The following is a 19,286-nucleotide window of genomic DNA, read 5'->3' on the forward strand; positions in this document are numbered from 1 at the left end:
ATGGGCAGTCTATTCAGCGGTACTGATCACCCGGCTGAAGGGCTGCCTCCGTGAACCGAGTTCTCCCCGTCGTACGGCTGCGCGTCCCCACGGACGAGGACGCGGTGGCCTGGCACCGGGCCTTCGCCCACCCGGACGTCATGGAGTTCCACGGCGGCAGTCCCGCGGGGCTGTCCGTCTACGAGGAGCTCACCGCCCGCCAGCGCCGGCACGACGCCGAGCGCGGTTTCTGCCTGTGGACCGTGCTCGACGTATCGGGTGAGGTCGTCGGCTTCACCGGCGCCCAGCCCTGGGAGCGGGAGTGGGGGCCCACGGGGGAGATCGAGATCGGCTGGCGGCTGGGCCGGGACCACTGGGGCCAGGGGTATGTCACCGCCGCCGCGCGGATGACGCTGGAGCGGGTGCGGGCGGCCGGGGTGCCGGGTGTGGTGGCCATGGTCGACGCGCGCAACGCCCGTTCGATCGCGGTCACCCGGCGGCTCGGCATGCGGCTGGCGGAGGTCTTCACGACGCCGGGAGCCGGGCGGGAGGGGCACTGCTACCGGCTCGACCTCCCCGATGGCTACTCTGTGTAGTCAACAGGCGCGGAAATTACTACGGATAGACACCGAACCCTTCCGGATGGCGCCGCCGTACGGCTACTCTTCCCGTACCACTGGGGGTGACATCTGTGCTCATACGGCCCAAAACGCCCGAAGTGCGCGTGCCGAGACTCGTCGGCCTGATGGCCGTGGACGCGCGCGAGACGGCCACGGCTCGAGGAGTGCTGCTGGCCGCGCCGGACCGGCCCGACTTCCACCGCACCGTCGTCGACCACGTCGTACGGCAGTACCCGCCGCCCGGTGCCGAGGTACCGCGCGGCGCGGTCGTCACGGTGTGGTTCGACTTCACCGACGGCGAGGGCGGTGGGGGCGCGGGCGTCCGCGAGCCCCGTCTGCCGAGACCGGGCGGGGGCGGGCTGGAGCGCGAACTGGACCGGCCGGGAGACGCTCGGGACCGGCCGGGAGGCACTCTGGACCGGCCGCAGGACGCTCTGGACCGGCCGGGAGACGCTTTCGAGCCGGTCATCGGGTAGGCGCCGCCGCGGACCCGGGGGTCAGCTCGCCTTGAAGCCCCGGTGCAGGGTCACCACGCCGCCGGTCAGGTTGCGCCAGGCGACCTTCGACCAGCCGGCCTTGCGCAGGTGTTCGGCCAGGGCGGGCTGGTCGGGCCAGGCGCGGATGGACTCGGCGAGGTAGACGTACGCGTCGGGGTTCGACGACACCGCGCGCGCCACCGGCGGCAGGGCGCGCATCAGGTACTCGGTGTAGACGGTGCGGAAGGGCGCCCAGGTCGGGTGCGAGAACTCGCAGATCACGACCCGTCCGCCCGGCCGCGTCACCCGGTGCATCTCGCGCAGGGCGGAGTCGAAGTCCTGCACGTTGCGCAGCCCGAAGGAGATCGTGACGGCGTCGAAGGTGTCGTCCTTGAACGGCAGCCGCGTCGCGTCGCCCGCGGTGAACGGCAGCCAGGCGTGCTTCTTCTTGCCGACCTGGAGCATGCCGAGGGAGAAGTCGCAGGGGACGACGTAGGCGCCGGTCCGGGCGAACGGCAGCGAGGAGGTGGCCGTCCCGGCCGCCAGGTCCAGGACCTTCTGCGCGGGACGGGCGTCGACCGCCCGGGCGACCTCCTTGCGCCACCTCCTGTCCTGACCGAGCGAGAGGACGTCGTTCGTCAGGTCGTACCGTTCCGCCACGTCGTCGAACATCGAGGCGACTTCGTGCGGCTGCTTGTTCAGGGAAGCGCGGGTCACCCCGCCATTCTTGCAGCCCGGCCGGCAGCGGCTCACGGCAGGAGCCGCGGCCGCTTCTTCCCGGCGACGTCCTCGACCCACCCGCACAGCAGCACGAACAGCACGATCAGCACCCAGCCGACGCCGAACATGAACCACATGCTGTTCAGCGGCAGGTACGTCTCGAACGCGGGCACGTTCCAGAAGGTGTCGATCAGCGGAACCGCCAGCACCAGGGCGATCTCGTGCCAGAGGTAGATCGTCACGGCGCGCGCGTTGAAGACCGTGACGATCCGGTTCGTGCGCCGGTAGCGGGTGAGCCAGGCGAAGTCGATGCCGAAGTACGCCTTCGCCCACATCAGCAGCATCACGAAACCGGCCGACCAGAAGGCCTGGGCCAGCGGGTCCTCGTCCAGGTCGTAGGTGCCGAACTCGGCCTGGTGGGCGAAGGCGTACCAGCCGCCGTAGGCCATCGCGGCGAGCGAGAGGACGACCACCAGGGCGGGCTTCATCCGCTGGAGGACGCCGTCGCGGTGCGCGAAGCCGAGGATCCAGCAGAAGAGGTACGTCGACAGGTCCCACAGGGCGGTGCCGACGCGGTTGTCGGGACCGGCCCAGACGAAGGTCAGGACCATGATCGGGACGAGGGACAGCACCAGGACCGGGACCGGGGCGAGGCGGAACACCCGGAGCAGGAGCGGGGACAGCAGGACGAACCACAGGTAGGTCCGCAGGTACCAGAGGATCTCCCAGGCCTGCTGGCCCCAGGCGTTGCCCGGCGGATCCCCGAGCGGCACGATCCAGTAGACGATCTGCCAGCCCGGCATCCAGTCGTGGATCAGCATCGCGACGACGACGAAGACGCCCCAGAACCAGAACGGCGGCAGGAGCCGGCGCATCCGGCTCCTGATCACCTTGAGCGCGGGGCGTTCCAGGGACTTCGCCATCAGGGTGCCGGCCAGGCCGAACATGATCCCCATGGACGGGAAGACCAGGCTCGCCCAGGCCCAGCCGAAGGTGTGGTAGGTGACGACGCGGATCAGCGCCAGGGCGCGCAGGGTGTCGAAGTAGCGGTCGCGGACGCCCGCCCTGGGCGCCCCCGAGGGCTTCTCCCCCTCCGTCGCGGCCACTCGGCCGCCGGACTCCGCGGCGCCGGCGGGGCGGGACCGGCCCGGCTCGGCGGGCTCCTCAGCCTTCACCGGCTCGTCCCCCGCCTCCACCTGCTCGTCCACCGCCACGGCGGGCAGCGGCGCCGTCTCCTCCACCGGCTGGGGCCGGGGCGGCGCCTGGACCGGCGCCTGCCCCTGGTCCGCGTACTGCTGGGGGTACGGCTGCTGCTGCGCGTACTGCTGCTGCCCGTGACCGGACCCGTATCCGCCCTCGTACCCCTGCGGATACGACTGCTGGTACGGCTGCTGGTACGGCTGCTGATGGGGTTGCTGGTACGGCTGCTGATGGCCTTGCTGGTGGGGCCAGCCCTGCTGCGGCCATCCCTCCTGCCCGCCCCCCTGGCCGTACTGCCCCTGCCCCTCGCCGTACTGCCCCTGCCCCTGGCCGTACCCCTGCCCCTGGCCGTATCCCTGGCCCTGGCCCCCCTGTTCCCAGCTCATCAGCTCACCCCGGCCGGGGTTCCCACCTCGCCCGTCCGCTTCAGCTTCTGCCAGCGCAGACGGCCACCGGTGAGGGCGGTGATGCAGGAGTGGATGAGGACGAGGTACATCATCTGGCGGTAGGCGAGCTGCTGGAGCGGCATCATCAGCAGGTAGCGGTACTTCTCGCGGTCGAGGCGGAAGGCGTACCCCGCGCAGAACAGCTGGACTCCGAGCACCGCCAGCCAGGCCAGCAGGGCCGCCTGGAAGTCGATGAAGATCATCGAGTAGATGGTGAACACGTCGATGAGCGGGGCGAAGACCGGCGTGATGATCTGGAAGAGGACGACCAGCGGCATGCCGACGCGGCCGAAGCGGCCCGAGGGGCCCTTGTCCGTGAGGGACTTGCGGTGCTTCCACAGCGCCTGCATGGTGCCGTAGGACCAGCGGTAGCGCTGCGACCACAGCTGCTTCAGGGAGCCGGGCGCCTCCGTCCAGGCGATGGCGTGCTCCTGGTAGACGACGTTCCATCCCCCGCGGTGCATGGCGATGGTGATGTCGGTGTCCTCGGCGAGGGTGTCCTCGCTCATACCGCCGACCTCGAGGACGGCGTCGCGGCGGAACGCGCCGATCGCGCCGGGGATGGTCGGCATGCAGCGCAGCAGGTCGTACATGCGGCGGTCGAGGTTGAAGCCCATCACGTACTCGATGTGCTGCCAGGCGCCGATGATCGTGTTGCGGTTGCCGACCTTGGCGTTGCCGGCGACCGCGCCCACCTTCGGGTCGGCGAACGGCTGCACCAGCTGGTGCACGGCCTCCGGCTCGAAGACGGTGTCGCCGTCCATCATCACGACGATGTCGTAACTGGCGCTGCGCACACCGTTGTTGAGCGCGGCAGGCTTGCCCGCGTTCTCCTGCCGGATGACCCGGACGTTCGTCATGCCGAGCTTGTCGGCCGCGGCGCGCGCGATCTCCGACGTGCCGTCCGTCGAGCCGTCGTCGACGACGAGGACCTCGATCGGATGGGTGCTCTGCGCCAGCGACTCGAGGGTGTTGGCGATGCACTCCTTCTCGTTGTACGCCGGGACGATCACGCTCACCGGCCGGGTGACCGTCGGTCCCCAGCTGAAGCGGCGTTTGTTGCGGATTCTGTAGTGCCGGCGGGCCAGGATCAGCATCATCCCGAAGCGGCCCATGACCGCCACACCGACGACCATCAGTCCGTACGAGAGCGCGGGTACCGTCCATTCGGCGAAGGCGACCGCCGCGATGAGGGCCTTGCCCTCGTACAGGGTGACGCCGGTGGCCTCGCGGTGCGCGGCCTGGAGGGAGTTCACGGCCTCGCCCGCACCGTTCGGCGCGGTGCCGGGCTGCCCACCCGTGCCGGCGGTCGCGCCCGCTGTGGCGGTGCCCGCCTCGGCCGTGGCGGCTCCCGTGTCCTGCTGCTGCCCGGAGTTCGCCGCCGCCGGAGCGCCGGCGTTCTGCTCCTGCATGACGCCGCTGACGGTGGTGAAGGTGTACCCCTTCGCCTTCATCTTCTCGATGTACTTCGGCAGCGCCTTGATCGTCTGCGAACGCTCGCCACCGGCGTCGTGGAACAGCACCGACGCGCCCTTGTCGTCCTCCGGCGTGGCCCACTTGATGATCTTCGAGACGCCCGGCTTCTTCCAGTCGTCGCTGTCGGTGTCGACGAAGACGCTGGTGTAGCCGTCCTCGCCGAGCTTCTCGTAGACGGGCCAGCTGTAGTTGTCGATGGCGTCCGTCTGTGAGGAGTACGGCGCGCGGAACAGCGTGGTGGTGATGCCGGCCGCACCCGCCAGCGCGAGCTGGGTCTGTGTCATCTCGCGCTCGATGCGGGCGTCGCTCTGGTAGGAGAGGTCGACGTGGGTGAAGGTGTGGATGCCGATCTCGTTGCCCTGGTCGACCATGTCGTTCACGATGCTCGGGTAGCGCGACACCATCGAGCCGACCACGAAGAACGTGCCGGGTACGTCGTACTCCTCGAGGATCTCCAGCACCTGCGGCGTCCACGTGGGGTTCGGGCCGTCGTCGAAGGTGAGCGCGATCGTCTTGTCCGGCACCGAGAGCATGGTGGCCTGTCCGCCTCGAAAGGTCAGGATCGGGCCGCCTTCGAGGACCTCGTCGGGCACCTTGCTGGCGCTGGCACCGTCGCGGACGCGCTGGTCGTTGCCGACCTCGGAGCGCAGGTAGCCGTCGAGCAGCATCACGCTGGTGAGCCCCAGCAGGAGCAGCAGGGCGAGGATGACACGCGGTTTCTGCAGCGCCGCGGCCTTGCCCGCCGCCCGCTCGATGCGGGAGGGGGCACGGCGCCGCCGGCGGGAGGGAGTCGTCGTCATGAGGGTGGCTGCGTTCCGGTCGGTGTGGGCGTCAGTTGGCGGTCGCCGAGGCGGACGGGGACGGTGAGGCGGTGCCCGAGGGCGGGGTGCTGCCGGGCAGGCCGACCTGATTGCCCACGCCGCCGTCCGGGCGGATGCCGGCGGGCCCCTGGCCGCCCTGGGCACCCTGGCCGCTCCCGCCGAACGGCAGCAGCGAGGACGGGGTCAGCGAGGTGCCCCAGCCCATGAACGCGGCGCCGAGGACGGCCGCGTAGGCGAGACAGCCGACGCTGATGAGGAGGCCTATCCGGCGCAGAAGCTTGGACCTGCGTCCGGAGTTGTCGACGAACACGGGCCCTTCCGCGGAGTCGCTGTCGCGTTTGCGACGGCGACCGCGAGCGGCCGCACGGCTTTCGATGGCAGGCTCGGAATGCATTCCACAGAGATTAGGGAGCGTTTATGTGACCCAAACTCTGTACTTCGTGTGAGGCAGCCATGAGGAATGGCCGAACCTGTCTCTTGCCTGAGAGTCCCACCGGCCCCCCGTGCGGCCCACCAGCCGGATGGGAGGTCCATTCACCCCTTTCGGGCGGAAGATGAACCGCCTTTGGCGGCATATGTCCACCGGCTGTCCAAGCCCTGAGGACCCCCGCGCGGGCTGCCCGCATGTGAGACATTTCCACTTCGGCAACACACTTTGTTTCCATCCTGAGACAGAAATCACGAGAGCGGGTGCATGCGCAATGAGGAGTCTCCTGAAGCCGGCGGCCGGGCTCACTTGCTTGTTTGCCCTGGCCACGGCGGGATGCTCCGCGGGGTCCGACGACTCGTCGGACGCGGCACCCGCGACGCCCGAACAATCCGCCACGGCCTCCCCGTCCGAGAGCGCCACGGCGTCCTCGGGCACGGCCTACGCGCCCTATGTGAGCGCCACCACGTCCTACGACACCGACTCGGTGGGCTCGCCCACGGCCTACAACCTGGCGTTCGTCATCTCGGACAGCAGCAGCTGTACGCCGGAGTGGAACGGCACGCACGCGATCGACGACACGACCGTGGCGTCCCGCATATCGAAGCTCACGGAGTCGGGCGCCTCCGTCCGGGTCTCCTTCGGCGGGGCCTCCGGCGACGAGCTGGCCGCGACCTGCGACAGCGTGTCGGAGCTGGCGGAGGCGTACGGCGCGGCCCTCGACGCGGCCGGCTCCACGCAGGCCGACTTCGACATCGAGGGCGACGACCTGACCGACTCCGCGTCGGTCGCCCTGCGTTCGCAGGCGATCGCCCAACTCCAGGAGGAGCGGCCGGAGCTGGAGGTCTCCTACACCGTCCCGGTGATGCCGTCCGGGCTGGACTCCGACACCCTGGCGCTGCTGACGTCGGCGAACAAGTACAACGTCCAGGTCTCCACCATCAACCTGATGACGATGAACTACGGCTCGTCGTACACCGGGGACATGGGCGAGTACGCGATCACCTCGGCCACGGCCGCGCACACCCAGCTGAAGGACATGTTCGGCACGTCGGACGCGGCGGCCTGGAAGGGCATGGCGCTCACCTCGATGATCGGCGTGAACGACGTCGACAACGAGACGTTCACGCTCGCCGACGCGGCCGAGGTGCGGACGTTCGCCGAGGAGAACGGCATCTCCTGGGTGTCGATGTGGGTGACCTTCCGCGACAAGCAGTGCGAGGACGGCGCCTCCACGGAGGACGCGCTGACCACGTGCAGCGGTGTCGAGCAGGAGGACGGGGCGTTCGCCGAGGCCTTCGCGGGCGAGTAGGCGAGCCGAGGCCTTCGCGGGCGAGTAGGCGAGCCGGGACCGGCCGTCTCGTGTACCGCCCTCGTGTACCGCTCCCGCTCAGCGCCGGCGGTACACGAGGCGGCCCTCGACGACCGTGGCCACGCAGGTCGCGGCGCCGCGTTCGACGAGGGCCGCCTCGTCCGGCACGTCGAAGACGGCGAACCGGGCGGCGGAACCGCGCTCCCTCGGGGGCGCGAACTCGGCCGGCCGCCCGCTCGCGTACGGGTCGAGCGAGGGCGCCCCGGGGGGCCGCCCGAGCCGGTCCACCACTGCGAGGCCGGAGCGGCGTACGGCGTCCCGCACGGCCCGGTTGCGCAAGCTCTCGCAGGCCGCGGCGACCGTGCCGTGCGCCAGCATGCGCTGCACCCCGCGCCGGGCGCTCGCGCCCCAGCGGGCGTCGTCCATGGCCAGCGCGGTGAGCGCGTCCCCGGTCAGCGGCTCGGTGCCGAGTTCGTCGGCCTCCCGCGGATCGGGGTGGTAGGCCTCCTCCAGCAGCTCGGTGCCGTACGGGTTGACCAGCCCGGGGGTGAGGATGCCGGGCCACTGGCGCACCCGGGCCCGCGGGTGGTCGGCGAGGAGCTTCTCCAGCGGGCCCGCCTCGGCGATCCAGGCGCCGTCGACGGCGAACGCCCAGCCCCGGGAGTCCGCGTGGATGGTGAGCATCGGCCGGCTAGTTGGCGGCGAGGATCTTCAGCTCGGGGTGCGCGGTGCCGCCCGCGATCGCCGTCGAGGAGATGTGGGAGGCGACCCGCTCGTCGGCGGGGTCGTTCGCCGGGTCGTCGTGGACGACGAGGTGCTCGTACGTCGTGGAGCGCTGCGCCGGGACGCGGCCCGCCTTCCGGATCAGGTCGATGATCTCCAGCCGGTTGGAGCGGTGCTTGGCGCCGGCCGAGGAGACGACGTTCTCCTCCAGCATGATCGAGCCGAGGTCGTCCGCGCCGTAGTGCAGGGACAGCTGGCCGACCTCTTTGCCGGTCGTGAGCCAGGAGCCCTGGATGTGGCGGACGTTGTCGAGGAAGAGGCGGGCGATGGAGATCATCCGCAGGTACTCGAAGAGGGTCGCCTGGGTGCGGCCCTTCAGGTGGTTGTTCTCGGGCTGGTAGGTGTACGGGATGAAGGCCCGGAAGCCGCCCGTGCGGTCCTGCACGTCACGGATCATCCGCAGGTGCTCGATGCGCTCGGCGTTCGTCTCGCCCGTGCCCATGAGCATGGTGGAGGTGGACTCGACGCCGAGGTCGTGGGCCGTCTCCATGATCTCCAGCCAGCGCTCGCCGGACTCCTTCAGCGGGGCGATCGCCTTGCGCGGGCGGGCCGGCAGCAGTTCGGCGCCGGCGCCGGCGAAGGAGTCGAGCCCGGCCTGGTGGATCCGGGTGATGGCCTCCTCGACGGACACCTTCGAGATCCGCGCCATGTGCTCGACCTCGCTCGCCCCCAGGCTGTGGATGACGAGCTGCGGGAACTCCTTCTTGATGGCGGAGAAGTGCTTCTCGTAGTACTCCACGCCGTAGTCGGGGTGGTGTCCGCCCTGGAACATGATCTGGGTGCCGCCCAGCTCGACCGTCTCCGCGCACCGGCGCAGGATGTCGTCGAGGTCGCGGGTCCAGCCCTTGGCCGTGTCCTTGGGGGCCGCGTAGAAGGCGCAGAACTTGCACGCCGTGACGCACACGTTGGTGTAGTTGATGTTCCGCTCGATGATGTACGTCGCGATGTGCTCGGTCCCGGCGTACTGGCGGCGGCGTACGGCGTCGGCGGCGGCGCCCAGGGCGTGCAGGGGCGCGTCGCGGTAGAGGTCGAGCGCCTCCTCTGGCGTGATCCGCCCGCCCTCGGCGGCACGGTCGAGGACGGACTGGAGGTCGGCCTTCTCGGTCACCGGAGCGTCCCTTTCGTCAAGGGTTGTGGACGGACCGAACCAGCCTACGCCAGCCCTTCGCACCACCGGACTTCAGGCCGCGTACGCGCCGATCAAGAGCCCCGTGAACGCGCCCGCGATCAGGAACGGCCCGAACGGGATGGTCGTCCCGCGCCCCGCCCGCCCCGCGACGACGAGCGCGCCCCCGTACAGCGCGCCCAGCAGGAACCCGGCGAACGTGCCCAGCATGACCGCGGCCCAGCCGTACCAGCCGAGCACGGCGCCCGCGCCGAGCGCCAGCTTCACGTCGCCGAAGCCCATGCCGGCCGGATTGATCAGGTGCAGGACGAGATAACCGGCGCCGAGCGCGAGCGACCCGAGCAGGGCCGTCGTCCAGTCCCCGGCGTGCTCGGGCAGCAGCGCGGCCGCGCCGAGCAGGGCGAGGGCGGCCGCGGCGAGCGGGAGGGTCAGCGGGTCGGGCAGCCGCCGCACCCGCAGGTCGACGACCGCGAGCAGCACGCCGACGGGCGCGAGCAGCAGCCAGACGACCAGCTCGGGCCGGAGACCGGTGGCGACGGCGGCGAGGGCGCAGACGAGGGCGGTGACGGCGGCGAGGCGGGCGGCGCCGGGGCCGTAGCGGGCGGGTGGGGCGGCGCCGGGAACGTAGCGGGCGGAGGGGGTGGCGCCGGGGGGGTGGTGTGCGGGCGGGGAGGCGCCGGGCGCCTGGGGTGCGGGCGGGGCGGCGCAGGCGCGGCAGCGGGCCGGGCCGATCCAGCCCGTGATCGGGTGTCCGTCCGGACAGGCGCTCCGCCAGCCCTCCTGGACCGGGGCCGCCGCGGCCCCCTCGGCCTCCTGCTCCTCCGCCTCCGCCTCCGCCTCCGCCTCCGGGGGCAGTTCCACCGAGAACCGGTAGACGGCCCGCGGCAGCAGCGCGCCCGCCACCACGCCCCACAGCGCCGCGACGACGATCAGCGCGGCGTCGACCGACGTGAGTTCGGTCATGACGCCGGCCTCCTCGTCGAACTCGTGGTGGTGCGTCGCGCCATGGCGGTGTCCTGATCAGTGAGCGGGCGGGGGCAGGGGGGGCCGGGCGGGCGTCAGGCAGGCAGGCCGGCAGGCCGGCAGGCCGGGGGCCCAGTCGTGTCGCACCCGAACCTACCGAGACACCGCTCCCCCTGGACGGATGTTTCCCGTGCCGGTCGCCTATGAAGTGCGGTATGCCGTCCGGGTCGATCAGGTTCGCCCCGTCGCTCACCCGCCGGCCCCCGGCAGGTCCACCTTCGGCTCCTTGGCCGCCTCACGCTGCGCGCTGGCCGCCATCGCCAGGTCACCCTCGACGTAGTGCCCGGTGGCCTCCGCGGCGCCGTTCACCGACCTGGACGCGCGCTCGGCGAGGTACAGCAGATCACCACTCCAGTGCTGCCGGAACTCACCCAGCGCCAAGCCCACGATGCCGGCCGTGCTCGTGTACGGCCCGTACTGGCTGGTGATGGTCCCCGCCGCCGAAGCGGCCTCCTCCAGGTTCCCCTGCATCGCCAGACCGTGTCCGACAGGTTCTTCGCCACCGTGCCCGTGTTCTGGAGAACCCCGCGCACACCGGCCACGTCGATGTCCCACCCCGTCACACCGCTCCCCCGCGGTCTCCAGGGGTGTCCAGGCCCTCACCAGGTGCTCTGGTAGCCGACGCACCCCGCGTTCAGGCCAGATCCTGGCACATGAACTTGTGCAAACATCGGCCCGTGTCGACGATCTGGCTGGATCTGTGCCCGATCTTGTCCTGCTACTCGACGCGCGCCATCCGCGCCACCGGGCGTCCCTCCGCCGCGCTGTCCGAGGTGTACGTCAGGTCGTCGCCCGTCGGGGTGAGGCGGATGGTGTGGGGGTCGGGGTTGCAGCCGGCGTGGTTGGTGGCGGCGCCCTTCGAGGTGGCGACGATCTCCTTCGCCGTCACCTGCTTCAGGGTGAGGACGTCGAGGCAGACCGCGCCCAGGATGTCGGTCTGGCGCAGTTCTCCCAGTTCCTGGCCGACTGCCGTCTGGTGGACGGTCACGCGGAAGGTGCCCATGGGGAGTTGGCCGTCGAGGCCGGTGCCCTCGCCCTCCCAGGTACCGAGGTAGCGGGACGGCAGGGCGGTGGGTGTGGCGGTGGGTGTGGCGGCGTCGCCGGCGCCGTTGTCCGAGCCCGGTGGGGCCGCGGTGGTCGAGGAGGCCGAGGAGGGCGCGCCGTCGGCGGCGTCGTGGGTGTCGTTGCCCGACGATCCCGGCAGCAGGTCGAGGACGAACACCGAGCCCACCGTCACCGCGGCCAGCGCCCCCGCGACCGCCAGGGCGACGGTGCAGCTCAGGCGGCGGCCGCGGCCGGCCTCGCCCGGGCCGGCGGTGGCCGCGAGGCTCACGGAGAGTCTTCCGGGGCGGCCGCCGGTCCGCTCACCGCCCTGTCGGGGGGCGGGGACCGCGTCCGCCGGGGCCGGCATCTCGGGGGGCGGCCCGAACTCCCCGACGGTGACGGGCGGGCGCGGCTGCCCCACCGACGGGCTGCTGAACTCCACCGGGCCCGAGACCGGGCCGGGGACGGGACCTCCCGGACCGGGAACCGGGCCGAGGACGGGACCGGCCGGACCGGGAACCGAGCCGAGGACAGGACCGGGAACCGGGCCCGCGCTCACGCCCGCCCCCGCCCCCGTCCCCGTCCCCCTCCCCGTCCCCTCCAGGTTCAGCACCCGTACCGCGCTGCGCCCCACCTGTTCCACCACCGCCCCCGGCAGCCATCCGGCCGCCACCAGCCGGGCGGCGCCCTCGGGGGCCAGCCGTCGGGCCATCTCCTCGGGGGCGGGCCGGGCGCGCGGGTCCTTCGCGAGGCAGGACTCGGCCACCTCCCGCAGGGCACCGCCGAGTCCGCCGAGCTCCGGCTCCTCGTGGACGACCTTGTAGAGGAGGGCGGCGGAGGAGTCGCCGCGGAAGGGCGGCTCGCCGGTGGCCGCGTACGCCAGGACCGCGCCGAGGGAGAAGACGTCGGCGGCGCCGGTGACGCCCTTGCCGAGGATCTGCTCGGGGGCCATGTACCCGGGCGAGCCGACGGAGACGCCGGTGGACGTCAGCGACGCCGTGCCGTCCGTGGCGCGCGCGATGCCGAAGTCGATCAGGAGGGGGCCGTCGACGGTCAGCAGGACGTTGGACGGCTTGACGTCCCGGTGCACGAGCCCGAGTCCGTGGACGGTCGCCAGCGCCTCCGCCAGCCCGGCCCCCAGGACCCGTACGGTGTGCTCGGGCAGCGCGCCCCCGTCCGTACCGGCGACGGCCGCCGCCAGTGAGGGGCCCGCCGCGTACGCCGTGGCGACCCAGGGCACGCCCGCCTCCGGGTCGGCGTCGAGCACCGGCGCGGTCCAGGCGGCCCCGACCCGCCGGGCGGCCTCGACCTCGCGCCGGAAGCGGGCGCGGAACTCCTCGTCGAGGGCGAGGTGCGGGTGCACGATCTTCACCGCGACCGTGCGGCCGCCGGCGCTGCGCCCCAGGTAGACGCGGCCCATCCCGCCGGAGCCGAGCCGGCCGAGCAGCCGGTAGGGCCCCACCTCGGTGGGTTCGTCGGCTCCGAGCGGCTGCATGGCGTCCCCTCTCCCCCGTAACGCAACGCCTCACGTAACGCCTCAACGCCTCACTCCCCAGCAGGGTAGTGCCCGGGCCCGCCGGGCCTCAGGGGCGCAACGGCCGGCGCTTCGCGGGGAGGCCTCAGGGCTGGAGCAGGTCCACCTTCACGTCCGCCGGGAAGCCCGTCGTCGGCCCGACGCGCCGGGCGAACTCGCTCACGGCCTCCAACTGCGGTCCGCCGAAGCGGAAGTCGAGCGTCGTGAAGTACTGCTCCAGGGTCCGCTCGTCGAAGGCCTCCCAGCGGGCAGCCTGTTCGGCGACCTTGCCGACCTCCTCCAGGGAGAGGTTGCGGGAGGCGAGGAAGGCCTCGTGGACCTGGCGGGTGATGTCCGGCTCGCGTGCGAGGTAGTCGCGGCGGGCGGCCCACACGGCGAAGACGAACGGCAGGCCGGTCCACTCCTTCCACAGCGCCCCGAGGTCGTGCACCTGGAGCCCGTACCGGGGGCCGTCCAGCAGGTTGGCGCGCAGCGCCGCGTCGCCGATGAGGACGGCCGCCTCCGCCTCCTGCATCATCAGGCTGAGGTCGGGCGGGCAGGTGTAGTAGTCGGGCCGGACGCCGTAGCGGTCGGAGAGCAGCAGTTGCGCGAGGCGCACGGAGGTGCGCGAGGTCGAGCCGAGCGCGACCCGGGCGCCGTCCAGCCGGTCCAGCGGGACCTGGGAGACGATCACGCAGGACATCACCGGGCCGTCGCAGCCGACGGCGATGTCGGGGAAGGCGACCAGGTCGTCCGCGTTCTTCAGGAACTCGACGAGGGTGACGGGGCCGATGTCGAGCTCGCCGGCCACCAGTCGCTCGCTGAGCTTCTCCGGGGTGTCCTTGGTCAGTTCGAAGTCGAGGAGCGTGCCGGTTCTCGCGAGCCCCCAGTACAGGGGCAGGCAGTTCAGGAACTGGATGTGGCCGACGCGCGGCCGGGTGCGAGAATTGTCCACATCGCGAGACTAGACCCCGTCCGGTACGCTCCGGACTCCGGCCCCCGGGTCAACCCCTCCACCGGATCTTCAAACATCCGGGTGAAGTGATCTTGGCCTCTATTGCTTTCGGGTGCCCGCGTGCTAGGCTCGCCGCAAGTTGCAGTTTGGTTTCCCTTGCAGTACAGAGCCTGCGGAGCATGTAACCGCGGGCTCTCGTCGTTTTCAGACGTATGCAGTTGTGCGGCACTTGCTTTCACGCTTGCAGGGTTCTGGAGCAGGGCAACCCTTTGGGCCCAAGGAGGGCTTATGGCTACCGGAACCGTGAAGTGGTTCAACGCCGAAAAGGGCTTTGGCTTCATCGCCCAGGAAGGCGGCGGCCCCGACGTCTTCGTCCACTACTCCGCGATCAACGCGCAGGGTTTCCGTTCCCTCGAGGAGAACCAGCAGGTCTCCTTCGACGTGACCCAGGGCCCGAAGGGCCCGCAGGCGGAGAACGTCACCCCCGTCTGATCGTCACACCCGACAGATCGCAAGTCTGAGAGCAGTACCCAAGGAGCCCCGCGCCGCAAGGCAGCGGGGCTCCTGCCTTTTCCCGCCTTCCGGCGCCCGGATCTTCTACGTCCAGATGAATTCCCGGCGAATCCTCGCGCCCCTCACACGTGCTGCATCACGAGCACGAACGTCGTGCCCGGCACCAGCGCCTCGTACGAGTGCGGCACATCGCCCCGGTACGTCATGTAGTCGCCGGGCTCCAGTTCCACCGTCTCCCCGGCCGGCCCCGCCTCCACCCGTCCGGTGCTCACGATCAGGTGCTCCACCGTGCCCGGGATGTGCGGCTGCGAGGCCCGTACGGCCCCCGGCTCGGCCCGCAGGTGGTAGAGGTCGCGCCGGGCGCCCGGCGGGCTGGCCGACAGCAGGGTCGCCACGTACGGCGCCTGCTCCGAGGCGACCGTCGGACCCTCCCCCGCGCGGATCACCTGGACGGCGGGCACCGGCGGCTCGACCAGCACGCTGAACGGCACCCCCAGCGCCACCCCCAGTGCCCAGATGGTCTCCATGCTCGGATTGCCGCCCGCCGCCTCCAGTTGCGACAGCGTGGACTTGGCGATGCCGGCCCGTTTGGCCAGCTCGGAGAGGGAGAGCCCGGCGCGGGTGCGCTCGCGCCGCAGGGAGGCGGCGATCCAGTCGAGGGGCAGGCGGGTGGGGACGTCGGACATGCCGTTCGCTCCGTTCGCTGCGTCGGTACGTTCGTTCGCCTTGACGAACGACAGGTGCTCTGTTCATTGTAGAAAACATGCGTTCGTTTCTCCGAACACCCTCGTTCGGGTCATTGGTCCGCGACAGTTCCCTCGTCTGGGCGGCGAGCGGGGTAGTCGGCGTCTCGTTCGGCGCGCTCTCCGTCGCCGGAGGGCTGCCGGCCTGGGTGCCGGTGGTGATGTCGCTGGTGGTGTACGCGGGCTCGGCACAGTTCAGCGCGGTCGGGGTGCTGCTGGCCGGGGGCGGCCCGTTCGCCGCGGCGGCCACCGGACTGCTCCTCAACACCCGGACGGCCGCGTTCAGCCTCGCCGTCGCCGACCTGCTCGGCCCCGGCCGTGCGGCGCGCCTGCTGGGCGCCCACCTGGTGACGGACGAGACCGTGGCCCTCGCCCTCGCCCAGCCGGATCCGGCGCGCCGCCGCGCCGCCTTCTGGGTGTCCGGCCTCGGCCTGTTCGCCGTGTGGAACCTGGGCGTCCTCGCCGGGGCGCTCGTGGGCACCGCCCTCGGCGACACCGCCCGCTACGGCCTGGACGCCGCCTTCCCCGCCGTCCTGGTGGCCCTGGTCCTGCCGTCCCTGCGCGCGAGCCGCCCCCTGCGGCGCCCTGCCGCCCTCGGCGCCCTGACCGCCCTCGCGGCGACCCCCTTCGTCCCGGCCGGCGTGCCGGTGCTGCTGGCGCTCGCCGGGCTGTTCCCGTACGGCCGCGAGGGGGCCGCCGTATGAGCGCGTCGGCCGTCGCGGTGATCGTGACGATCGTGGTGCTGGCGGTGGGGACGTACGCCTTCCGGCTGGTCGGGCCCGCGCTGCACGGGCGGGTCGAACTGCCCGCGCGGGTGCGGGAACTGCTGTCGGCGGGGGCCGTGGTGCTGCTGGTCGCGCTGCTGGCCACGGGCGCGCTGACCGAGGGCGGGGGCTTCGCCGGCTGGGCGCGGCCGGCCGGGGTGCTGGTGGGCGCCGTACTGGCGTGGAAGCGGGCGCCGTTCCCGGCGGTGGTGCTGGGAGCGGCGGTGGCGACGGCCGGGCTGCGGGCGCTGGGCGTGGCCTAGGCCGAGCCGCTGTCGTTGGGGGCGGCTAGCGTGCGCTGCCATGACCGCCGACTTCCTCACCACCACCCGCTCCTTCTACGACACCGTCGCCGACGACTACGCCGACCACTTCCGCGACGTGCTGGCGGCGAACCCGCTGGACCGGGCCCTGCTCACCGCGTACGCCGAACTCGTGGGCGCGGGCGGCAAGGTGGCCGACCTGGGCTGCGGCCCCGGCCGGGTGACCGGGTTCCTCGCGGCGCGGGGCCTCGCGGTCTCCGGCCTCGACCTGTCGGAGTCGATGCTGGCGATCGCGCGCCGCGAGAACCCGGGCGTCCGGTTCGAGCGGGGCTCCATGCTGGACCTGGACGGGCACCCGGACGGCTCCCTCGACGGGGTGGTCTCCTGGTACTCCTCCATCCACGTCCCCACCGAGGAACTCCCCGCCCTCTTCGCCGGGTTCCACCGCGTGCTGGCCCCGGGCGGCCACCTCCTGATCGCCTTCCAGGTCGGCGACGAGCCGAGGCACCTCGACCGGCCCTGGGGCCACCCGGTCGCCCTCGACTTCCTGCGGCGGCGGCCCGACGCGGTCGCCGGCCTGCTGGTGTCGGCCGGGTTCGCCCTCCGCACCCGGACGGTCAGCGAGTCCGACTCCGACCTCAGCGAGAAGATCCCGCAGGCCTGCCTGATCGCCCGGAAACCGCAGGAGGGGTAGGTAGGGCGGTCCTGTCGTCAACGGGGCGTGTCCGGACGTACATGGTCGCATTCCGGCCATTCGTTCGGTCCGTCCCCGGCCACGCGAGGACCGCTCCCACAATGAGCTAGCCGTGGTGTCCGTACGACGGTGTCATCCGTCGCGCCCGATCACCGCCAGGGGGCGGCCGTTCCCGTCCGTTCCCCGTCTCTCGAACGGCCCATCTGCCCAGCCTGCCCGGCCGCACTCCGCGAACGAGGCCGTGGGCGGGATCGCGAAGGACGGAGACCGACCGCATGACCACCCACCAGACGACCTCACTCCTCGTCGGCCTCGCCGTCATGGTCCTCCTGGCGCGGCTGCTCGGCGGGCTGGCCCGGCGCCTGGGCCAGCCCGCGGTGATCGGCGAAGTCCTCGCCGGCATCGCGCTGGGACCGACCCTCTTCCACGGGGCGGTGTCCGACGCCCTCTTCCCCGGCACCACGAGACCTCTGCTCAGCGCCCTGGCCGCGGTCGGCGTCGCCGTCTTCATGTTCATCGTCGGACTGGAGTGGGACGCGGCCCTGATCCGGGGCAGCGGCGCCATCGCCCCCGCCGTATCGATCAGTTCCATCATCCTGCCGTTCGGCCTCGGCACGGTGCTGGGCCTCTACCTGACACAGGACCACGGGACCGGCGACAGGACGGCGTTCGTGCTGTTCATGGGCATCGCCATGTCGATCACCGCGTTCCCGGTGCTGGCCCGCATCCTCACGGACCGGGGCATGACCCGCACGCCGCTGGGCGTGGTGGCGCTGGCCTGCGCCTCGATCGACGACGTCCTCGCCTGGTCCCTGCTCGCCGCCGTCGTCGCCATCAGCGGATCGGCCGGTCCCGACCAGTGGCGGATCCTGCTCGCCGTCCCCTATCTGCTCGGCATGCTGTTCGTGCTGCGCCCCGCGCTGCGCCGCCTGGCGGCCCGTCAGTCCTCGCTGCGGCTCACCCCGACCGTCTTCGCGTGCGTCCTGGCGGGCCTGTTGCTGTCGGCCGCCGCCACCGAGTGGGTGGGCCTGCACTACATCTTCGGCGCGTTCCTCTTCGGTGCCGTGCTGCCGCGCTCGGGAACCGAGCGGCTCCGCCGCGACGTGCACGACCGCCTCGGCCACATGAGCGGCACCCTGCTCCTGCCGGTGTTCTTCCTGGTCGCCGGTCTCCAGGTCGACCTGTCCGGACTCGACGCGGGCGGGCTCGGTGACCTGGGGCTGATCCTGCTGGTGGCCGTGGGCGGGAAGTTCGTCGGCGCGTTCGCCGCGGCCCGCCTGAACCGGATGCCGCCGCGGCAGTCCGCCGCGCTGGCCACGCTGATGAACACCCGCGGTCTGACCGAACTGATCGTCCTGAACGTCGGTCTGCAACTCGGTTTCATCCGTCAGGGCCTCTACTCGCTCATGGTCGTCATGGCCGTGGTGACGACGGCGATGGCAGGTCCGCTGCTGACCTGGCTCCTGGGCCGGCCGACCGGGAACGACCTGACCGGTCCCGTTCCCGATCCCGACGCCGATCACGACCGCGGCACCGCCCCGGCCACCGACGTCACCGGATCCACCGGCGAGCCCGAACGCTCGACGGGGTCCACCGCCTGAGGCCGGTGGTGCCGAGACGTCGGCTGCCGGCAGCCGCCAAGGCTCCACCGCCGAGTACGGCCGCGGTCCCCGCGCCGGCGGATCCGGCGATGAGCGTACGCCTGGTCACCGGAACAAACTTTTTCAATCGATATCGACCGTCTCACAGATCGGCTCAGGTCAAAGCAGGAAGACGGTCTGGCGATGCCCCGTGTGCCCATCGAATCCGCGGAAGGTCAAGCCTGCGGCGCGCGATCTGAGAATGCATGAGGAGTCGGCCAGCCCGCAGCGCGCCTCTCACCCCTGCGCACATCCCCTGTGCCTTTTCTATGACCCTGTGATGGCACTGTGAATTCGAGCCGTTGATGGGGATCCTTATCCGTCGTGCAATCCATGAAGAGCCTGCCGCCCGCATGAGGCGGACTCGCCTCCGGCATCAGCCGCCACTGCGTCCTGGTCCTGGACTGCACCACGGGAGAGCAGGTGAACGCCCGTCTCCACTGCACCGGCACCGGCACCGGCACCGGCACCGGTGCAGGAGTACGACGTTCAGGCAGCAAGCTGTACGTCGACAACTTCGGCGCCGATACGGCCAGTTCCACCATCCAGCCGCCCATTCTCGACGAAACCGTCCAGTCAGGCTGCGCATGAGTCCGGAAGCCCTGTAGACACACAAAAGGTGCCATGTAGGCGAACCGCACTTCCGGCCCTTCCGACACCCGGCCGGATTCCTGATTTCCCATCCGGGAATTCATTCCTCTCTCATGAAGCTCAGGCACAGTCGCCCAGACGGCCGTCGAACGAAAAA

20 protein-coding genes are annotated in these 19,286 nt (G+C 71.5%); 9 read left to right on the top strand and 11 right to left on the bottom strand.

Annotation, left to right across the window (positions count from 1 at the left end; translation table 11 throughout):
- Positions 1–50 precede the first annotated feature (50 nt).
- Both ACFV9M_RS31835 and ACFV9M_RS31840 read left to right on the top strand, forming a co-directional pair.
- Entirely contained in the window at positions 51–575 is a 525-nt protein-coding gene (locus ACFV9M_RS31835; RefSeq protein WP_385070053.1) for a GNAT family N-acetyltransferase, read from the top strand.
- Positions 576–670: 95 nt separating this feature from the next.
- Positions 671–1,075 carry a PASTA domain-containing protein gene (locus ACFV9M_RS31840; protein WP_385070056.1) on the top strand — a complete coding sequence of 135 codons (405 nt, stop codon included), beginning with the start codon at positions 671–673 and terminating at the stop codon, positions 1,073–1,075.
- A gap of 21 nt (positions 1,076–1,096) precedes the next feature.
- Here the strand turns inward: ACFV9M_RS31840 and ACFV9M_RS31845 are convergent, their stop codons facing one another.
- The 4 genes from ACFV9M_RS31845 to ACFV9M_RS31860 are packed head-to-tail and all read right to left on the bottom strand — an operon-like array spanning position 1,097 to position 6,048.
- Entirely contained in the window at positions 1,097–1,792 is a 696-nt protein-coding gene (locus ACFV9M_RS31845; protein ID WP_385070059.1) for a demethylmenaquinone methyltransferase, read from the bottom strand.
- 32 nt (positions 1,793–1,824) lie between these two features.
- On the bottom strand, positions 1,825–3,381 hold the full coding sequence (locus tag ACFV9M_RS31850; protein WP_385070061.1) for an acyltransferase family protein: 1,557 nt from the start codon (positions 3,379–3,381) through the stop codon (positions 1,825–1,827).
- On the bottom strand, positions 3,381–5,717 hold the full coding sequence (locus ACFV9M_RS31855; RefSeq protein ID WP_385070064.1) for a bifunctional polysaccharide deacetylase/glycosyltransferase family 2 protein: 2,337 nt from the start codon (positions 5,715–5,717) through the stop codon (positions 3,381–3,383). Before ACFV9M_RS31855 ends, ACFV9M_RS31850 begins: the two co-directional genes overlap by 1 nt.
- 31 nt (positions 5,718–5,748) lie before the next feature.
- Complete coding sequence (locus tag ACFV9M_RS31860; RefSeq protein WP_385070067.1) at positions 5,749–6,048, bottom strand: hypothetical protein; 300 nt, start codon at positions 6,046–6,048, stop codon at positions 5,749–5,751.
- 391 nt (positions 6,049–6,439) lie between these two features.
- On the opposite strand from ACFV9M_RS31860, the gene ACFV9M_RS31865 reads away from it, so the two are divergent.
- Entirely contained in the window at positions 6,440–7,477 is a 1,038-nt protein-coding gene (locus ACFV9M_RS31865; protein ID WP_385070068.1) for a chitinase, read from the top strand.
- Positions 7,478–7,555: 78 nt separating this feature from the next.
- On the opposite strand, the gene ACFV9M_RS31870 is transcribed toward ACFV9M_RS31865, so the two are convergent.
- The 6 genes from ACFV9M_RS31870 to ACFV9M_RS31895 all read right to left on the bottom strand — a co-directional run bounded on the left by ACFV9M_RS31870 (position 7,556) and on the right by ACFV9M_RS31895 (position 13,921).
- Positions 7,556–8,161 (bottom strand): hypothetical protein, encoded by a 606-nt coding sequence (locus ACFV9M_RS31870; RefSeq protein ID WP_385070071.1) that lies wholly within the window; start codon positions 8,159–8,161, stop codon positions 7,556–7,558.
- 7 nt (positions 8,162–8,168) lie between these two features.
- The gene (gene mqnC / locus ACFV9M_RS31875) at positions 8,169–9,368 is read right to left on the bottom strand and encodes a cyclic dehypoxanthinyl futalosine synthase (protein ID WP_385070074.1); all 1,200 of its coding nucleotides are present in this window, start codon (positions 9,366–9,368) and stop codon (positions 8,169–8,171) included.
- Positions 9,369–9,440: 72 nt separating this feature from the next.
- Positions 9,441–10,349 (bottom strand): prepilin peptidase, encoded by a 909-nt coding sequence (locus tag ACFV9M_RS31880; RefSeq protein ID WP_385070076.1) that lies wholly within the window; start codon positions 10,347–10,349, stop codon positions 9,441–9,443.
- Between the two features lie 249 nt (positions 10,350–10,598).
- Positions 10,599–11,036, bottom strand: coding sequence for a DUF6507 family protein (locus ACFV9M_RS31885; protein WP_385070079.1), 438 nt, complete (start codon positions 11,034–11,036; stop codon positions 10,599–10,601).
- 91 nt (positions 11,037–11,127) lie between these two features.
- Positions 11,128–12,948: a serine/threonine-protein kinase gene (locus ACFV9M_RS31890; RefSeq protein WP_385070082.1), complete on the bottom strand. Its 1,821-nt coding sequence runs from the start codon at positions 12,946–12,948 to the stop codon at positions 11,128–11,130.
- 124 nt (positions 12,949–13,072) lie between these two features.
- Positions 13,073–13,921 (bottom strand): menaquinone biosynthetic enzyme MqnA/MqnD family protein, encoded by an 849-nt coding sequence (locus tag ACFV9M_RS31895; protein WP_385070085.1) that lies wholly within the window; start codon positions 13,919–13,921, stop codon positions 13,073–13,075.
- Between the two features lie 288 nt (positions 13,922–14,209).
- On the opposite strand from ACFV9M_RS31895, the gene ACFV9M_RS31900 reads away from it, so the two are divergent.
- Complete coding sequence (locus ACFV9M_RS31900; RefSeq protein WP_003974443.1) at positions 14,210–14,413, top strand: cold-shock protein; 204 nt, start codon at positions 14,210–14,212, stop codon at positions 14,411–14,413.
- Between the two features lie 143 nt (positions 14,414–14,556).
- On the opposite strand, the gene ACFV9M_RS31905 is transcribed toward ACFV9M_RS31900, so the two are convergent.
- A complete protein-coding gene (locus ACFV9M_RS31905; protein WP_385070088.1) occupies positions 14,557–15,120 on the bottom strand; it encodes a helix-turn-helix domain-containing protein in 564 nt (187 codons plus the stop codon).
- A gap of 77 nt (positions 15,121–15,197) precedes the next feature.
- On the opposite strand from ACFV9M_RS31905, the gene ACFV9M_RS31910 reads away from it, so the two are divergent.
- From ACFV9M_RS31910 to ACFV9M_RS31930, 5 genes are all read left to right on the top strand, one after another.
- Positions 15,198–15,881 carry an AzlC family ABC transporter permease gene (locus ACFV9M_RS31910; protein WP_385070090.1) on the top strand — a complete coding sequence of 228 codons (684 nt, stop codon included), beginning with the start codon at positions 15,198–15,200 and terminating at the stop codon, positions 15,879–15,881.
- A complete protein-coding gene (locus tag ACFV9M_RS31915; RefSeq protein ID WP_385070093.1) occupies positions 15,878–16,204 on the top strand; it encodes an AzlD domain-containing protein in 327 nt (108 codons plus the stop codon). The genes ACFV9M_RS31910 and ACFV9M_RS31915 overlap by 4 nt, the downstream gene beginning before the upstream one ends.
- A gap of 40 nt (positions 16,205–16,244) precedes the next feature.
- Positions 16,245–16,898: a class I SAM-dependent methyltransferase gene (locus tag ACFV9M_RS31920; protein ID WP_385070096.1), complete on the top strand. Its 654-nt coding sequence runs from the start codon at positions 16,245–16,247 to the stop codon at positions 16,896–16,898.
- A gap of 275 nt (positions 16,899–17,173) precedes the next feature.
- Positions 17,174–18,499 carry a cation:proton antiporter gene (locus ACFV9M_RS31925; protein WP_385070099.1) on the top strand — a complete coding sequence of 442 codons (1,326 nt, stop codon included), beginning with the start codon at positions 17,174–17,176 and terminating at the stop codon, positions 18,497–18,499.
- Between the two features lie 462 nt (positions 18,500–18,961).
- A complete protein-coding gene (locus tag ACFV9M_RS31930; protein WP_385070102.1) occupies positions 18,962–19,129 on the top strand; it encodes a hypothetical protein in 168 nt (55 codons plus the stop codon).
- Positions 19,130–19,286: the final 157 nt, after the last annotated feature.

Source organism: Streptomyces sp. NPDC059895 (assembly GCF_042731035.1).
Lineage (GTDB): Bacteria > Actinomycetota > Actinomycetes > Streptomycetales > Streptomycetaceae > Streptomyces.

Excerpts from the sequence above, each read along its gene's own strand:
- ACFV9M_RS31910 (WP_385070090.1), top strand. The coding sequence starts at position 15,198 with ATGCGTTCGTTTCTCCGAACACCCTCGTTCGGGTCATTGGTCCGCGAC.
- ACFV9M_RS31920 (WP_385070096.1), top strand. The coding sequence starts at position 16,245 with ATGACCGCCGACTTCCTCACCACCACCCGCTCCTTCTACGACACCGTC.
- ACFV9M_RS31880 (WP_385070076.1), bottom strand. The coding sequence starts at position 10,349 with ATGACCGAACTCACGTCGGTCGACGCCGCGCTGATCGTCGTCGCGGCG.
- ACFV9M_RS31855 (WP_385070064.1), bottom strand. The coding sequence starts at position 5,717 with ATGACGACGACTCCCTCCCGCCGGCGGCGCCGTGCCCCCTCCCGCATC.
- ACFV9M_RS31915 (WP_385070093.1), top strand. The coding sequence starts at position 15,878 with ATGAGCGCGTCGGCCGTCGCGGTGATCGTGACGATCGTGGTGCTGGCG.
- ACFV9M_RS31870 (WP_385070071.1), bottom strand. The coding sequence starts at position 8,161 with ATGCTCACCATCCACGCGGACTCCCGGGGCTGGGCGTTCGCCGTCGAC.
- ACFV9M_RS31865 (WP_385070068.1), top strand. The coding sequence starts at position 6,440 with ATGAGGAGTCTCCTGAAGCCGGCGGCCGGGCTCACTTGCTTGTTTGCC.
- ACFV9M_RS31890 (WP_385070082.1), bottom strand. The coding sequence starts at position 12,948 with ATGCAGCCGCTCGGAGCCGACGAACCCACCGAGGTGGGGCCCTACCGG.
- ACFV9M_RS31905 (WP_385070088.1), bottom strand. The coding sequence starts at position 15,120 with ATGTCCGACGTCCCCACCCGCCTGCCCCTCGACTGGATCGCCGCCTCC.
- ACFV9M_RS31925 (WP_385070099.1), top strand. The coding sequence starts at position 17,174 with ATGACCACCCACCAGACGACCTCACTCCTCGTCGGCCTCGCCGTCATG.
- ACFV9M_RS31900 (WP_003974443.1), top strand. The coding sequence starts at position 14,210 with ATGGCTACCGGAACCGTGAAGTGGTTCAACGCCGAAAAGGGCTTTGGC.
- ACFV9M_RS31850 (WP_385070061.1), bottom strand. The coding sequence starts at position 3,381 with ATGAGCTGGGAACAGGGGGGCCAGGGCCAGGGATACGGCCAGGGGCAG.